The sequence below is a fragment of the Leptospira hartskeerlii genome, from assembly GCF_002811475.1.
GTDB lineage: Bacteria > Spirochaetota > Leptospiria > Leptospirales > Leptospiraceae > Leptospira_B > Leptospira_B hartskeerlii.
Window position 1 is genome coordinate 450,537 of the sequence record NZ_NPDL01000004.1, and the last position, 15,293, is coordinate 465,829.

General features: G+C 40.5%; 21 protein-coding genes. 7 read left to right on the plus strand and 14 right to left on the minus strand.

Annotated elements, in window-relative coordinates; translation table 11 throughout:
• Positions 1-8: 8 nt before the first annotated feature.
• The 3 genes from CH352_RS09785 to CH352_RS09795 are packed head-to-tail and all read left to right on the plus strand — an operon-like array spanning position 9 to position 1,218.
• Positions 9-602 carry a tetratricopeptide repeat protein gene (locus CH352_RS09785; RefSeq protein ID WP_100705101.1) on the plus strand — a complete coding sequence of 198 codons (594 nt, stop codon included), beginning with the start codon at positions 9-11 and terminating at the stop codon, positions 600-602.
• Positions 602-805, plus strand: coding sequence for a hypothetical protein (locus tag CH352_RS09790; RefSeq protein ID WP_036089237.1), 204 nt, complete (start codon positions 602-604; stop codon positions 803-805). Before CH352_RS09785 ends, CH352_RS09790 begins: the two co-directional genes overlap by 1 nt.
• Positions 802-1,218 (plus strand): hypothetical protein, encoded by a 417-nt coding sequence (locus tag CH352_RS09795; protein ID WP_100705102.1) that lies wholly within the window; start codon positions 802-804, stop codon positions 1,216-1,218. The genes CH352_RS09790 and CH352_RS09795 overlap by 4 nt, the downstream gene beginning before the upstream one ends.
• Here the strand turns inward: CH352_RS09795 and CH352_RS09800 are convergent.
• From CH352_RS09800 to serC, 4 genes are all read right to left on the minus strand, one after another.
• Positions 1,180-3,060 carry a hypothetical protein gene (locus tag CH352_RS09800; protein WP_100705103.1) on the minus strand — a complete coding sequence of 627 codons (1,881 nt, stop codon included), beginning with the start codon at positions 3,058-3,060 and terminating at the stop codon, positions 1,180-1,182. The two genes, CH352_RS09795 and CH352_RS09800, sit on opposite strands and share 39 nt — an antisense overlap.
• 24 nt (positions 3,061-3,084) lie before the next feature.
• Positions 3,085-3,519, minus strand: a complete 435-nt coding sequence (gene rpiB / locus CH352_RS09805) for a ribose 5-phosphate isomerase B (RefSeq protein ID WP_086447827.1) — start codon at positions 3,517-3,519, stop codon at positions 3,085-3,087.
• A 79-nt stretch (positions 3,520-3,598) separates the two neighbouring features.
• A complete protein-coding gene (locus CH352_RS09810) occupies positions 3,599-4,174 on the minus strand; it encodes a hypothetical protein (RefSeq protein WP_100705104.1) in 576 nt (191 codons plus the stop codon).
• A gap of 18 nt (positions 4,175-4,192) precedes the next feature.
• The gene (gene serC, locus CH352_RS09815) at positions 4,193-5,284 is read right to left on the minus strand and encodes a 3-phosphoserine/phosphohydroxythreonine transaminase (protein WP_100705105.1); all 1,092 of its coding nucleotides are present in this window, start codon (positions 5,282-5,284) and stop codon (positions 4,193-4,195) included.
• A gap of 158 nt (positions 5,285-5,442) precedes the next feature.
• Here serC and CH352_RS09820 point away from each other — a divergent pair, with 158 nt between their 5' ends.
• Positions 5,443-7,116 carry a P83/100 family protein gene (locus CH352_RS09820; protein ID WP_100705106.1) on the plus strand — a complete coding sequence of 558 codons (1,674 nt, stop codon included), beginning with the start codon at positions 5,443-5,445 and terminating at the stop codon, positions 7,114-7,116.
• Between the two features lie 50 nt (positions 7,117-7,166).
• Here CH352_RS09820 and fliE read toward each other — a convergent pair whose 3' ends face one another.
• From fliE to flgB, 3 genes are read right to left on the minus strand one after another with little or no spacing between them, the layout of a single operon-like run.
• The gene (fliE, locus tag CH352_RS09825) at positions 7,167-7,547 is read right to left on the minus strand and encodes a flagellar hook-basal body complex protein FliE (protein WP_100705107.1); all 381 of its coding nucleotides are present in this window, start codon (positions 7,545-7,547) and stop codon (positions 7,167-7,169) included.
• Positions 7,548-7,559: 12 nt separating this feature from the next.
• Positions 7,560-8,021, minus strand: a complete 462-nt coding sequence (gene flgC / locus CH352_RS09830) for a flagellar basal body rod protein FlgC (protein WP_008594730.1) — start codon at positions 8,019-8,021, stop codon at positions 7,560-7,562.
• A 37-nt stretch (positions 8,022-8,058) separates the two neighbouring features.
• A complete protein-coding gene (flgB, locus tag CH352_RS09835; RefSeq protein ID WP_100705108.1) occupies positions 8,059-8,490 on the minus strand; it encodes a flagellar basal body rod protein FlgB in 432 nt (143 codons plus the stop codon).
• Positions 8,491-8,599: 109 nt separating this feature from the next.
• On the opposite strand from flgB, the gene CH352_RS09840 reads away from it, so the two are divergent.
• From CH352_RS09840 to CH352_RS09850, 3 genes are all read left to right on the plus strand, one after another.
• Positions 8,600-8,890 carry an STAS domain-containing protein gene (locus tag CH352_RS09840; RefSeq protein WP_100705109.1) on the plus strand — a complete coding sequence of 97 codons (291 nt, stop codon included), beginning with the start codon at positions 8,600-8,602 and terminating at the stop codon, positions 8,888-8,890.
• Positions 8,891-8,986: 96 nt separating this feature from the next.
• A complete protein-coding gene (locus CH352_RS09845; RefSeq protein WP_243396193.1) occupies positions 8,987-9,391 on the plus strand; it encodes an LIC10301 family lipoprotein in 405 nt (134 codons plus the stop codon).
• Positions 9,388-10,491, plus strand: a complete 1,104-nt coding sequence (locus tag CH352_RS09850; protein ID WP_100705111.1) for a tetratricopeptide repeat protein — start codon at positions 9,388-9,390, stop codon at positions 10,489-10,491. The genes CH352_RS09845 and CH352_RS09850 overlap by 4 nt, the downstream gene beginning before the upstream one ends.
• Here the strand turns inward: CH352_RS09850 and CH352_RS09855 are convergent, their stop codons facing one another.
• From CH352_RS09855 to CH352_RS09880, 7 genes are all read right to left on the minus strand, one after another.
• Positions 10,492-10,917 (minus strand): YbaN family protein, encoded by a 426-nt coding sequence (locus CH352_RS09855; protein ID WP_100705112.1) that lies wholly within the window; start codon positions 10,915-10,917, stop codon positions 10,492-10,494.
• A 100-nt stretch (positions 10,918-11,017) separates the two neighbouring features.
• On the minus strand, positions 11,018-12,427 hold the full coding sequence (locus tag CH352_RS09860; RefSeq protein WP_100705113.1) for an NAD(P)(+) transhydrogenase (Re/Si-specific) subunit beta: 1,410 nt from the start codon (positions 12,425-12,427) through the stop codon (positions 11,018-11,020).
• 7 nt (positions 12,428-12,434) lie between these two features.
• The gene (locus CH352_RS09865) at positions 12,435-12,716 is read right to left on the minus strand and encodes an NAD(P) transhydrogenase subunit alpha part 2 (protein WP_008594681.1); all 282 of its coding nucleotides are present in this window, start codon (positions 12,714-12,716) and stop codon (positions 12,435-12,437) included.
• A gap of 65 nt (positions 12,717-12,781) precedes the next feature.
• Positions 12,782-13,489 carry a 7-cyano-7-deazaguanine synthase QueC gene (queC, locus tag CH352_RS09870; protein WP_100705114.1) on the minus strand — a complete coding sequence of 236 codons (708 nt, stop codon included), beginning with the start codon at positions 13,487-13,489 and terminating at the stop codon, positions 12,782-12,784.
• Between the two features lie 3 nt (positions 13,490-13,492).
• Positions 13,493-13,870: a 6-carboxytetrahydropterin synthase QueD gene (queD, locus tag CH352_RS09875; RefSeq protein WP_100705115.1), complete on the minus strand. Its 378-nt coding sequence runs from the start codon at positions 13,868-13,870 to the stop codon at positions 13,493-13,495.
• Positions 13,871-13,984: 114 nt separating this feature from the next.
• Positions 13,985-14,134 carry a hypothetical protein gene (locus tag CH352_RS19035; RefSeq protein ID WP_008594055.1) on the minus strand — a complete coding sequence of 50 codons (150 nt, stop codon included), beginning with the start codon at positions 14,132-14,134 and terminating at the stop codon, positions 13,985-13,987.
• Between the two features lie 144 nt (positions 14,135-14,278).
• Complete coding sequence (locus CH352_RS09880; RefSeq protein ID WP_100705116.1) at positions 14,279-15,217, minus strand: cation diffusion facilitator family transporter; 939 nt, start codon at positions 15,215-15,217, stop codon at positions 14,279-14,281.
• Between the last annotated feature and the right edge of the window lie 76 nt (positions 15,218-15,293).

The window sequence follows — 15,293 nt, forward strand, 5'->3', positions numbered from 1 at the left end:
AATCTAAAATGCGCGCTCTCTGTTGTATCATTTTGTTTTGTGCAAGTTTACCTTCTTCTTATGCTCAAGAAGAAAATAGAAGAGAATGGAATAAGGCAGCAAAACAAAAAGTTTTACTTCTTCACCAAAGTGGAAAAGAAGCGGAGAGTCTTCCATTCTTAGAAGAATACGTTAAAAAAAATCCGAACGAGTTGATCTATAAACTCTATTTGGCCCGAGCACTTTTTTGGAGAGCTGATTTAGAATTGCCAGGTCATTCTGAAGATGTGTTCTCTAGAATGGAGAAGGTCCGAAAAATTCGGGATAATTATCTGAGAGCGGCAGGTCTTTTTGAGGAGAATGTGGGCTATTTAGGAAAGGTAAGTCCAAGAGATCCTGATTTAGGAAAGTGGACCTTTTTATGGGCAATGTCAGAATGGTATGCTGGTAGGGAAGATCGGGCCATTCAGCTATTTAAGAAGTCTTTTAAACATGATTTTCGTTTGAATCAGGCAAATTATAATATCGCAGCCATTTACGAAAGCCTAGGCCAGATACTAGATTCTCAAATTTATTACGGAACCTACTTGAAAAACGAAAAGGAACTGAAAGAAGAGGAGTAATGGCCCGTGTCGAAAGAAGATTTCAGATGCTCCTCACTGAGGAAGAATTCGAATTGTTAAGGACCGAAGCGGAAAAGAGAGACCTTTCCGCTTCAGAGTTGCTTCGGTCCTGTTTTAGGAACGAAGTTTTTAAATCGGATTCTTATCAAAGGTTAGAAGCTTTGAGAGAATTATCCAAAATTTATCCGGAAGCGAAAGTTTGAAATTATTAGTATCTTCCGAATGTTTTAGGGAATTGGTGCTTGGAAATTCCTCTTCTCGGCGTTCAGTATCGAATGCGATCGAATCACTTACCAAAAAAAATCATATTTTTGTTTTGGCTCTTCCTAGTTTGGATTCAATTCTTGCAAAAGAATCTGATCCCTTAACGAGAGAGATCATTTGGACCCAAGCCAAAAATTTATTTTTGGATTTTCTTCCTATTAGAAAGGAAGAGATTTCTCTTGCGATACGACTTTCTTCCTCTAAAAATTTGGAATGGAAAGAATGGTTAGAGATCGCAACGGCTTCTTTGGCTGATTTGGATGGGATTTTATGCACGGATCCAAAATGGAAAGAGCAGAATCTAGTGAAGATCTTACTCGCTCAGGAAATAGACCTCGACGGAGTCGCTTAGAGGACTGAGTTGGTCCGGTCCATTCTCCGGATCGTATACTGCATTATAAGCAGCAACTTTGAAATAATACGTTAGTCCTTTTTGGAAGAATAAAAGTTTTTTGTCGTAAGGGTCTTTACGAGGTTTTGGCTTTTTCTTTTTGGATTTTGGACTTTCGTCTTCGTCGTCATTTTCTTCCGGTTTTTCTGCGTTCAAAGAAATGAGTCGATTGTCTATACATTGGCAAAGTTTAGGGCCGCTCATATCATTCCGTTTAGGACAAGTGGAATCATCACCCAAGATCGGATCCAGATACTCGCTCATTGGATGTTTGGTCTTTCCCTTGGTGCTTAGGACAGGCATTTTTCCCTTTGCTAATTCTTTGCTGGTGCCTTTTAAGATTCCAACCATACGATTCGGACCGACTCCGTAGTGAATGACATAGCCGCCTTTTTGTTGCACATTTCTTTCCGGGTTTTGGGTCCAGCTCAAACAAACGCGAGGCCCCTGTGCTTCGGGATCGTAATCGTCAAAGTTTACTATTTTTAAACCGGCAGGTTTGACAGGAGGAATTGTTTCTCTATAAGAAAAAGATAATGCTTCTAATTCAGGACTGGACTTGGAGCCGGAGTCAGTCTTAAATTTTACTTTTACCTGGTAATATTTGAAATTATAGAGTTTGTTTCCCCAGACCTTATCTAACGGGATCCGATAGCTGGAAGATTTTCCTTTGGGAGAATTTTCCTCTTCAGTTTCTCTGTAAGGATCGTCTTCTTTAAACTCTTCTTCTATCCTTCTGAGATCGATTGATTTCCAAGCTGGATATTCTTCCGTTTTGGAAAAAATTTTAGGAGAAGATCTGAAATATAATTCTAATACAGAGGATTTAGGAATATTCGCTTTTAATAATACTGCTTCAGGTATAGAATTGGAAAATTTGGTTTTATATACCGGAGAAATTGCAGTCCCAAACTTTGCATCTGCAGTAAATGAAGACGGATCGTATTTTTGTCCATCGTATTGAGTGGATAAGACTTCAGGATCTGGACTTCCTTTGGAGACCAAAAAATCATCCAACCACCCATAAAAACTTTCCCCGATCTTAAATGGAGTGCTGTCTTCGGGATGAAAGCCAATGCGAATAATTGGTTCTTTGGAAGAAATAGAGGCTCTGTCCGTTTCCTTTCCGTTGATGTATAATACGATCTCTCTTTGGGCAGGTTTAAATTGGATGATAAAATGATTCCAATCAGATCTGGAAAGTCTGGAATTTCCTGCGAGTTTTAATGATAAATGGGTTTTGTCCGTTTTTTGAAAAAAATTACGAAATTCTAATATTGGGATTTCATCTTTAATCCTGAGGTCCCAACCGAATTTTTTTCCCCTGGTATATATATCTTTAGAAAGTAAGATTGCTTCTTTGTCTAGGTTTCCTGGCAACAAGAAGAAGGAGATATAAAATTCTTCTTTGATATCGGAACTTGTAAGAATTCCTTTTGTCCTTCCTGAAACTTTGATCCCGGATCTTTTACCTACAAAGCCTGCCGACCTCTTTCCGGAATGTGCTTTTGCAAGGTCAGGAAGATAAGAAGAAGATAATATTCTGTAACCGCCGGCTTTATCATTCAGATCGGAGGCTTCCTTTTCTTCAAAATCTAAAAATAGGTCGGAGCCTTCTTTACGGTCGCGGGGGCTTAATTCTAATTTAGAAGTTCCGTTTTCGGTACTTCCCAAACGGACATATTTTAGAACGAATGCACTTAGAGAGAATGTATTGGACTCGGCGGAGATAGAGCCGGAGAAAAAGGAAACAAGACCGACCAAACCTAAGAGATAGACCGGATAAAGGATCTTGTTTCGCATTCTTAAAAAGATATTTTCCGTTTCTTAAACGATGGTGTCTAACTGACCCACCCTTCTTTCATGACGTCCTGCTTCGAAAGAAGTATTGAGCCATTTTTGAGCGATGCGAGTTGCAAGTTCTTTACCTAAAACTCTACCGCCTAATACCAGTACGTTTGCATTATTATGCCTACGAGACATTTCTGCAGTGAACTCGTCATGGCAAAGAGCAGCTCTGATCCCCTTATGACGGTTTGCTGCGATAGAAGCTCCGATCCCTGTCCCGCAAAGTGCGATTAAGCCATCCACTTCTTTGGAGAGTACTTTTTTGCAGGCGTCTGCGATTACTAAAGGATAATCCACTGAAGTCTCGTCCTTTACGCCTAAGTCCAGGATCTCAATCGAGTCCGCCAATTCTTTGCGAAGGAATTCTTTGAGTTCGAATCCGCCGTGATCGGAAGCGATGCCAATTTTTTTCATGATCTAAAGGTACCGTACCTATGTGAATTCTCCGATTCAAGCAATTTACAGCAAGGATCGGAAAATAAGGAAAATATCCTTAATCAAAGAGCCCTTCTCTCAGGAAATCGGGAGCGGTCTGGTAGAATTCCCAATGTTGGAAGAAGAGGGCCATATAGGTGTTTTGGAAAGTGGACAAGGGAAGAAGTTTCTCAGTTAGGGATTGGTACTCTGCCTGGTGCAGTCTTGCCAAAAGTTCTTTTTTGGCCTCTAAAAAACTACGTAAATTTTTCTCTTCGTAAGCGGAGAGACGGATGGTCTTTTCGTCCGAGAGTAAAAAATTTTCGTAATAAGAAAACATAAGTTCTTTCGTTTCTCTATGGTGAGAATGATCTACGAGTAGGGTCGTTTGTTCTTCTTTGGAAAGCCCGGACATACGGATACATTCTAAACTTTGGTACGCTGATTTTGCCTCTTGTAAGGCAAGATTTTCTGCGATCTTGGTCCTTTCTTCCGGAGAAAGTTTAGAAGTATAAAATTCCTTTAATTCTTTGGAAGTCCCACCCTGAGACAAGCAATGACCTATCTTCAATTTTGTAGGAAAGAATAATGGAGAAGCGGATATCTGAATGATACCCGCGCAGAAAAATATTAGGATCAGAAGAATGTGTTTCATTCTATTCTTACGGAAGAATTAAACCTTCTTCTCGAATTCCTTCATGTATTCTACAAGGGCGATTACACCTTCTTTAGGCATGGAATTATAAATAGAAGCTCTTAATCCACCGACCAATCTGTGACCTTCTAATCCATGAAGTCCTTTTTCTTCTGCTCCTGCTAAAAACTTAGATTCTAAATTTTTGTCATGAATAGTAAAGACCACATTCATTACAGATCTTGAATTCGGTTTTACCGGAGCATTATAGAAGGAAGTGGTTTCCAAATAATCATACAGGATTTTGGCCTTTTCTTCATTGATCTTTTCGATCTTCTCTACTCCACCCAGGTCCTTTAGCCATTCGAATACAAGTTTGGACATGTAAATGGAATATGTAGGAGGAGTATTATACATGGATTTGTTTTTTGCAGTCAGTGCATAATCCATCAATATAGGAACAGTTCTACCGGAACGTCCAAGTAGATCCTTGCGGATAATAAGAACGCTCAAACCGGAAGGTCCTATATTCTTCTGTGCTCCCGCAAATATTGCACCGAATTTACTCACATCTATCTTTCTAGAAAGAATTTCAGAAGTCATGTCCGCGATTAGCGGAGCCTTAGTAATATTCGGAATCGTTGCATAACGAGTTCCTAATAAAGTATTATTAGAAGTGATATACACATATGCGGCTCCAGGATTTACCATGGAGTCGTTCAGTTCAGGAGACTCAGTATATTTATGATCTTCTCCATCGTAAATTTTTTTGACTGGATTGAATCTAAGTGCTTCTTCCATGGCCTTCTTAGCCCAGATCCCTGTGACCGCAAAGTCAGCGGACTCTCCATCTTTGAGAAGATTTAAGGGTAGAGCGGAGAAGTGGAGGCTAGCTCCTCCGGAAAGAAACATAATTTCGTAATTTTCCGGAACAGATAATAATTCTCTGAGCAAGGAAAGGGAGGTATCCAGGACTTCTTCAAAAAGTTTTCCTCTATGGCTGTCTTCCATAATGGACATACCGGACCCGCGGTAGTTCAGAAACTCGGAAGCCGCCTTCTCCATGACTGGAGTGGGAAGCATCGCAGGACCTGCGCAAAAATTGTAGATTCGGCGCTCAAATTTACTCATGAGGTTAGGGTAAAAATCAGGTCTTGGGAGGCAACTTTCTTACTGCTTCCACTTCCTCGAACTATGGAAAAATCCTTGGCAGAGTCCTATCTAGAATCATAAGATAGCCATTCGTCTCTCCCTACTTTGGGGGTTTCGTATTTCTAAGGAGTTCCATAATGTCACGGATTCGACTGGCCGTATTTCTAATCTTCCTCGGAAGTTTTAGCTTTCCGATCTTCGCCCAAGAAGGGCCTAAACTTGGAGAAAAGGAAGTTCGTTCTTCCGGAAAAGTGAATTTCGTCAATAGATCTGCTGCAAGAGCGGACGAAGAGACAAAAGGAAGTAATGCCAAAACTGGAGCTGGATTGTCTGAAGCATTAAAAAAGAATCCGAGCGCTCCTGCTTCTTCCGACGGGATCACTGCGATCCGTATTCTTCCGGATGAGAAAGAAAAAAAATTCGGAGCCGATCTGATCAGTATCGGTAAAGACGCAGACTACGGACATATCAATTCCATCCAAAGGATACTTTCCGGATATGTTAAAGCAAATTTCGGATATTCGGATGCAAACTCAGATACATTAGCGACCTATATACTTTATTATAATGCGATCCATCGTAAGGCAACGGATTACGTTAAGCGTAAATACAATACCGAAGTTGTAAAAAACGCACAGAACGATAAGATCGGTATCGGTAGACGTTATACAGAATGGCCTGGAAAAACTCAGATCATTATTCCTATCGTAACCAATATTCTTTCCGATGATGGAAAAGATCTGGATACAGACGAGCTAGAGAAAGAAGTCAATAAGGACCTGGACAAAAAGAAAGAAGGCCAAGACGATAAAAAAAGAATGAACGACCTTCAAAACGAGAAGGCCGAAGAAGAAAAACGTAAACTCCAGGACAAAAAAGAAGAGAATCGCAAAAAACAAGAAGATGCTTCCAACAAAGAAAGGAATGCTGAAAGAGAGATCCAGGAACTGAACAAAGATCCTGTTAAAAATAAACAAAAGATCACTCAAAAACAAGAAGAGCGTAAACAGGCCCAGCAAGAACAACAAAAGGCCAAAAAAGAAGAACAACAATTAAAGGAGAAAGAGAAGGAGATCTCTAAAAAAGAAGAATCTCGTAAATCGGATTCTAAATCTTCCTCATCTTCTTCCGATTCCAAAAGTTCCTCTTCCGGAGACTCTAAGAAATCCGAAGCTAAGTCCGACGACAATAAATCCAAAGAAGAACTCAAACAAGAGCTGAAAGAAACCAAAAAGGAACTGGAAACAGTTAAAGAAGAACAGAAGAAAAAAGAAGAATTCGACAAGAACGTTGTCGGAGGAAAAATTCTATTCCTCAAAACCTTAAAGTACACTTCAGACGGACATTATAGCAATGAGCTAAATGCATTAGATCCAACCAACGATGATGTAATCTTCAAAGGTGACTTTAATAAGATCTGTGGACGCACATTTGAAGTAGTGGATGGAAAAGCACTCGTAGTAGGTTATGAGTCCGATCACTCTGCCGCTCACAAACTTATACTGATCGATCAAGAAACATTAAAGCCTGCAGTTTGGTCTGCGGATTCTGTATTCTGGCGTTCTCCGATGATCATCAAGGGAGAAGAGATCTATGCCTTTGAAGAAAGAAACGGAAAATATTACTTAAGCCGTTACGACAAAACTTTAAAGAAAACTGCCGGAAGCGAAGAAGAGATCAGCCCGAACTCCAACGTAACCTTCTTCGGTGAAAAAATTTACGTTACCGGTAAGGAAGAAGGTTCCGGAAAAACTGAAATTGCAGTGTTCGGCAAAGCGGATCTGAAATTGATCAAGAAGATCAAACCTTAAGATTTGCCGGAAGCACGAAGAAGAGAAGGCGGGCTAAGCCCGCCTTTTTTTTATCTCATGGAAGTAAGATCTCTGTAAGCCCTTACAACTCCATCTGCTAGAGTTTTAGTGAATGTAAGTGCAACTCTTGCTTTTTCGGAAGCTACCATCACTTCATGAGCATCTACACTGTTCGGATCATATACCATTTTTTGGGTGAGTTCGTCAGCTTCTACTTGAAGGTCGTTTACGGATTTGAATGCATTTCTCATTGCTTCTGAAAAACTTTCAGCAACATAGTCCGGAGCTACCGGCTCTTTTACGTCTCCGTAATGGCGTTGGTCATCTATCTTTACGGAAACTTTGTCTCCCTTAGGAGAAAGAGGAAAACGAGAATCGGAATAACCTGAGTTATAGGTGTACCAAAGTTTGGAATTAAAATCTACGTTCATTCTTCTCTCCTATTAAGCTCTTCCGATCTCTAAGGCCTTGTTGAACATCGCCTTAGATCCGTTGATCATCTGGACGTTTGCCTCGTAAGATCTGGAAGCAGAGATCATGTCCGTCATTTCGGTGACTATATTTACGTTCGGCATTTCTACATAGCCTTTTTTAGGTCCGATTTGGATCGCGTCAGGGTGGGTAGGATCGTAAGTTAATCTTAAAGGACTCATATCCTTTTCGATTTTCATGACTTTCACACCTTTACCTTCTCCAGGAGAAAGGCCAAAAGGATAAACAGGGCTTTTCCATTTGGTTCTAAGATTTACAGGAGTCAGGATCACTCTGTCTCTACGAAAAGGGCCGTCACCGTTTGTATTTCTAGTAGTAGTCGCGTTCGCGATATTGTTCCCGATCACATCCATACGGAGTCTTTGTGCGGAAAGTCCGGTGGCGGAGATATTAACTGCGCTAAATAGTCCCATCTTCTTCCTCTAAACCTTAGCTATGTCTCTATTGAGATTAAGCCAACCTCATTACGTTCTTCAAATCGCGGAAGTTCGCATTCATTCTTTCGACCATCATCATGTATTGCATTTGAGAATTGGAAGCTTCCATTACTTCTTTCTCGGGATCTACGTTATTTCCATCGGCTCTGACTGTGGTCAGATAATCTATATTTGCCTTAGGCTGTACGGATTTATAATCTAATGGAGTAAAAAAGGAAATATGGCGCTCGTCTTCGATCCTAGTTGGGATCGCTTTAGAAGCTTCTATCTTCTCGGATTCCAGGGCTCTTTTGATCATGGATTCGAAAAGTACTTCGCTTCTTTTAAAATGGGGAACATCCGCGTTTGCGATATTGTCTGCGAGGACTTTCCTTTTCATAGAGGCGGCGTTCAATCCTCTCTCTAACAAGTCCTGAGTCTTCATGAAATGTGTTTTTTGGAACATAAAGCTCTCCCGTATAAAATTTCGGTTGAATTTCAAAATTCCCGAAGATAAAAAAAGAAATCTGGCCGAAAATTTCTAAGAAAAGGCCAAAAAAGGACTCAAATTGAAAATGGGTGAAAATTCGGAGATTATCGAGATCAAGCCGGAGCTGACTGCCCTTTTTAACGACTATTACGCATTTCGAAACCAGTTGATGGACGCGATTGCCAAAAAACCGGCTAAAATCGTCTTGGACCTGAGTAAAATTCCTGTGATGAATTCCATTTCCATCAGTTCTCTGGTTTGGTTTTGCAAAAACGCCAAGTTAGAAGGGATAGCGATCGATATAAGAGATATACATCCTGATTTAATGAAAACTTTCGAAGTTCTTAAGATCGACGAATACTTTCAAACGATCTAAAATCGCAGCTCGGTTCTCAATTTACATCTGTGTCCCTAGGTTATAGGCCTTGGGAATTCCCTGGACATCTTTACCACGCGGTATAGCTTGGCTTCCATGAAAAAAATTCTTTTTTCCTTAGCGGTCTTATTCTTACTCATAAGCTGTCAACCTCCACTACAGGAGAGAATCTTAGGTATATGGGAAAGAACTTCCGTTTGTACAGCAGACGGACAGTGCAAAAATTCTGAGCCAGGCAAGGCTCCTAAACTTTCTATCTTCAGACCTGGACTTGCGATCTACGAAAATCCGGAAGATCCTGAAAACCAACGTAGAATAGAATATGAGTTTTATGAAAAAGAAACCAAATCCAGAGAGCCTGAGCTTATATTTAGATTTTTGAATCTAGGATTCGATATTCGTTATATTGTGAAAAAAGCGAATAAGGAAACTCTAGAACTTTTGAATCCTGACCTGAACAACACCGAAGTTTATAAAAAGTTAGGTCCCGCTCCCGAATGATCTTTTGTCGGAAGAATATTTCTGCGTTACTTCTAGGTTCGATACTTCTACTCGGAGTTGGCCTAGGATCTAAAGAAACCGAAACTTCCGACGAAAGCCAATCCATAATTGCCCCTTCTCCCGAGGGGGAATTGCCTCTTCCTCCTCAACCTACAGACCAAAGCGAAGTTTCTAGAAAAAAATATCAGATCTTAGCTTTAAATACGGAGACAATCAATCTATTAAGATCCAATGCTTTAGCTCGTGCGCAGGCGAATATAGAACGTTTGAAAAAGTTGGATCCGGATTGTTTGGAATATCATTATCTAAGCGGAGCATATTTGTACGTTATAGGAAGATATCCACAATCCAAAAAAGCGCTTTTGAAAGCGGTGGAGATCAATCCAAGTCACGATCCATCCTATTATCTTCTCGGAATGATCTTTGTAAGAAGAAATAAATGGGAATCTTCAGTTTCATATTTTCAGAAAGCAGTTGAGCTCGCGAATTATAACCCTTTTTACAGATTGAATATGGCTCTGGCTTATTTCGAAACAGGGCAATATTTAAAGGCAAAAGCGGAAGCGGAGAAGGGAATAGAACTCAAACCTAATTACAGAAACTTAAAGTTGATTTTGCTAAAAGTGAATTTTCTTTTGGGAAATAAAGCGGATGCTTTGGCTCAGTGTAAGGAATTTGCAAAAGAAGGTTTTGTTCACAGAGAATTTGCTTATATCTACGCAAGACTTGCAATGGATATAGATAAAAATTTCCGTAAGGCGATCAAACTTTATAATCAGTTCCCTGATCTTCCTTTTAACGAAAAAAGATTTTTGGCCCATGCTTACTTTCATACTTCGAATTACAGGGCTTCCGCAAATATTTATTCTATAATTTCAGGTTCTAAGATCCTCTCGGAAGAAGATAGGGTAAACTATCTCAGATCTTTGGTGTATATCAAGGATTACAGAAGATTAGAGTCTTTTGTAGCTTCTTGGATGTTAGAAGAGCCAGAAAAAAAAATAAAGATCCAAGAAGCTTTGGATACTGCGGAACTGCTTCGAGAGAACGATCCGAAAGTGTATCATATGCTTCCTTCTCGTTCTCCATATAATAACTGATTATTCCGCTATTTCTTCCTTTTTAGTGGGAAAGCGAAGAATATAAAAAATTACACATATACCAATTATTGCCATTCCAATCCGAACATAGATGATCGGAGCGAATATCGCACTGATAGTCATAGTGATCACGATTGTAGAAACGGAGATGATCTTTGCTTTAAGTGGGATCGCCTTATGGATCCTCCAATCTCTGATAAAACTTCCGAAATATTTATTATTCATCAGCCAATTATAGAATTTCTGAGAAGCTCTTGCGTAACAAGCTGCGGTTAAAAGTAAGAATGGTGTAGTAGGCAAAACCGGTGTAAAAATCCCGATAATTCCCAAAATTAAGGATATAGTTCCTATTATGATCAATAAATAACGAACGAATCCATATCTATGAAGTTTTACTTCGTGGCTATAGTCCTTTTGTTCTGCCAATGGAATGCCTCTCTTCTAAGTTTTGGATCGAATATAAAAAAAGGGAGGCATAGCCTCCCTTTTGCAAGGATCATTTCCGTATTTTTTCGGAAAATTCTTCTTAGGTATCCTTAAGTGCAGTTACGATTTCTTGGGTGGCTTTTTTACCATCTTGGAAATACATTAAACAGTTTTCTTGGATGAAGAGTGGGTTAGGAACTCCAGCAAATCCCGGACTCAAGGAACGTTTGATCACGATAATGGTTTTTGCTTTGTCCACATCTAAGATCGGCATTCCAGCGATTGGAGAACCTGGATCTGTTTTTGCCAGAGGGTTTACCACGTCGTTTGCACCGTTGATGATTACTACGTCTACAGTGTTGAAAGTAGGATTGATCTCGTCCATTTCTTTCATTTTGTCGTAAGGAATATCAGCTTCTGCTAATAGAACGTTCATGTGACCAGGCATCCTTCCTGCAACCGGGTGGATCGCAAATTCAACTTCGATATTTCTATCGGTAAGTTGGTTGTAAAGTTCGCGAACCGCATGCTGCGCTTGAGCAACTGCCATTCCGTAACCAGGAACGATCACCACTCTTTGTGCCATATCCAATAACATTGCCACTTCTTCTGCAGAAGTAGCTTTTGTTTTTCCGGTATATATATCTCCGGAATCTGCGGAAGTAGGCGCCGCTCCAATTCCTCCGAAAAGAACGTTTGGAAGAGAACGGTTCATTGCCTTACACATGATCTGAGTAAGAAGGATACCGGAAGCTCCTACAAGAGATCCGGAGATAATAAGAACATTGTTTCCTAAAACGAATCCAGTAGCGGAAGCAGCGAGTCCGGAATAAGAGTTAAGAAGAGCGATTACCACAGGCATATCCGCGCCACCGATCGGAATTACTAATAGAACTCCTAGGATAGACGCCACGAGAACGATGTACCAGTACCACTCGATCTTAGTAGGTTCGGTTACGTTCAAATAACCTAAGTAAAGCGCACCGATCAAAAATAGAACTTTTACGATCTGATCTCCGAAGTAACGAACCGCTTTTTCAGAGATCAAACCTTGTAGTTTTCCGAAAGCGATCAAACTTCCTGTAAGAGTCACTGCTCCGATAATTCCGGTTGCAGCAGTGGAAATTGTGAACTGAAGCTCTGCAAGCTGCTTGGTGTCATGACCTGGTTGTAGGATTTCCATTAAGGAGTTTCCACCAACTAAGAAGGAAGCAAGTCCTCCGAGTCCGTTCAGAAGTGCCACGAGCTGAGGCATTCCAGTCATTTCTACTTTAAGAGCGATAAAAGTTCCGATTGCAGTTCCGACTAGGAGTGCAGCACCGATAATGATGATATCGCTTTGGGTGATTGTTCCGTATTCGAAGAATACTCCTACAACCGCGAGGAACATACCGAATGCTCCGGTGAAGTTTCCTTTTACTGCAGTTTTAGGATGAGAAAGTAGCTTTAATCCAACGATAAAAAGGATACTTGAAACTAGATAAATGAGGTTGATATACGCTTTTTCCATTTATGTTTTAATCCTTTTTCTTGAACATTCCCAACATGCGGTGAGTTACTACGAACCCTCCGATCACGTTGACGGTTGCTGCAACGATCGCGATAAATCCTAATACTTGAATAATCCAATGATTGGTAGTATGAAGAGTTAATATCGCTCCGATGACTGTGATCCCTGAAATGGCGTTAGAGCCTGACATAAGAGGGGTATGTAAAAGAGGAGGAATACGATTGATGACCTCGATTCCTACGAACACTGCGATTAAAAATATCGTCAGGTAGCTTACGAACTGTTCCATATTAGCTTCCTATGGACGGCGGCAGGGGAAAATTCCTCAAAACCGATGCCTTAAAATCTGTTCGTTCACTTTTCCGGGACGCCTGCTTCCTGAAAACCCTTTTTTCGAAGCAAGCAGGAGTCGCATTTTCCGCAGGGTTTGCCTCCGACGGGATCATAGCAAGAATGAGTCATAGAAAACGGAACACCTAGTTTAGAGCCTAATAATACGATCTCTTTTTTATCTAAGAACTGCAATGGTGTGCAGATCTCAAGAGGATGACCTTCCGATCCTGTTTTAGTTCCTAGACGGATTGCATCTGCATATGCTTTAATAAATTCAGGTCTACAATCCGGATAACCGGAGTAATCCAAAGCATTCACGCCAATATAGAGTCTTTTGGCTCCGATCCCTTCTGCCAAAGAAACTCCGAAAGATAAAAACAAAATATTCCTTCCAGGAACATAAGTGTTTGGGATTTCAGAATGCCCCAAAGAATTTTTAGGCACCTTGATCTTCCTTTCGGTAAGAGAAGAACCTTGGAAAAATTCAGGGTTCAATTTTTGGATCAAATGAGGTACTTCCAAAAGTTTTGTGATCTTTTTGGCGGATTTCAGTTCTTGTTTATGCTTTTGATTATAATCGAAAGAAAGCGCGATAGGAGAATAACCGTCTTGGATTGCTTGGTACAAACAAGTGGTAGAATCCAATCCGCCTGAGAACAAAACTACTGCTTGAGGATTTTTAGAATGAGATTTCGTTCGAACGCCGTTCGACTTGGAAGAGGGACTCATCTTTTATTTCTCAGAAGGTCCGTTATAAACGCATGCGCTAGTGCAGGTTTCGTTTAAAGTGATCTTGTATAAAAGAGAAAGTTGAGGTTTGAGTTTTTTCCATAACCAGATGCTGATATTTTCGCTGGTTGGATTTTCTAGTCCTTCTATATCGTTTAGAAGATAATGATCCAGATAATTTTCGAGTAAAGGTTTCACAACCTTGCTGACTTCTGCGAAGTCCATCAACCAACCTGTTTTTTCGTCCACCTTTCCTTTCAGATGTAATTTGAAACGAAAGCTATGCCCGTGCATCCTTCTGCACTTATGACCTTCCGGAACGTTCGGCAAGAAGTGAGCGGCATCGAAACGAAATTCTTTGGTAAGTTCTATTTCTTCCATTTAGATGTTGGACGAATGGTTGATTCTGAAAAATGAAAGTCCGGTTTCGGAGAACCGATCCGGAAATACGCGGACCGACTTCATGAAGTCGGCCTTAAGAAGGTGAAGTAGAGATTACTTTTTAACCAGTTCTTTCAGGATTTCCTGTTTTTTCTGGTCCTTCTGAAATTCGTTTAATACCAGCCACTCACGTTTGATCTGTTTCTCGTTAATACCTTTTGCTTCCGCGTATTTTTTGAGAAGTTTAGCTGTTTTTTGGTTCATACCAACCAAAATCCGGGTCGTTTCCCCACTGTCAAGTATAGTAGGTCCGCTTGCGCTGGGCTGCCACTGCGCACGCAGGATTATGTCGCATTGAAATTGCTGTAGATGAGTAATCGCGTTGTTGGAACTCCTACATTCGAGATTTCAGCATTCCTGATAAGGACATTCTGCACCTGCGGGTTCTACTTCTACAGTTGCATGCAGGATATGGAATTCTTTTGTGATATTGCGGATCTTCTCCTTTAACTTCTGAGCCCCCGCGATAGAAGTTTCCTGAACGCCCACATGAAGAGTTAGAACATGATAATCTCCATCCATGGACCAAAGATGAAGATCATGAACTGAACGGACACCTTTCAATTTCAAGATCCGATTTTCTAATTCTTTCGTATCTATCCCTTCGGGAGAAGATTGAAGATGTAAAAGAAGTATCTTTCTTAAATTGCGGAAGGATTGGATCCCAACCCAAAGAGAGATAGCGATGGAAAGAATCGGATCTACCCAAGACCATCCGAATAAGATCAAAGCAATACTACCGAAGAATACCGCGACCCATCCGAGCACATCTTCCAAAAGATGAAGGAATGCAGTCTTTGCATTCAGACCGGAACTATTCTTTAATTTGAATAATGCCGCTCCGTTTACGATCACACCTAATATAGAGAGGCCTAACATTCCCCAACCATTAGGAGAACCTGGCTCTTTTAATTTCGAAATAGCAAAGAATAAGATCCCGAATGAACCTAAAAATAGAACAAAAGAATTTACTAATGCAGCGGAAAGACTAAGTCTTCTATAACCGAATGTGAAAGTTTGGGTTCTTGGTTTTGCTGCGATCTTTTGGAAGATCCAAGCAAGAGCCAAAAATCCGCTGTCTCCCAGATCATGGAGAGAATCGGAAAGAATTGCCAAACTATTAAAAAAATATCCCCCTACAAATTCGATCCCTGCAAATCCAAAGTTTAAAAGAAATGCGAAAAAGAATGCGCGTGAATTTTCAGGCATAGAACTAGAATGAGGATCTCCCGAATGGGAATGAGAGTGTCCATGATGATCATCGTGAGAATGATGATGCCCGTGCATGTATCTAAAATAGAGAACATATCCAAATTCTTCCAGTCACTTTTTTGGAAATTGGTTGCAGGATAACGGGTTCTCT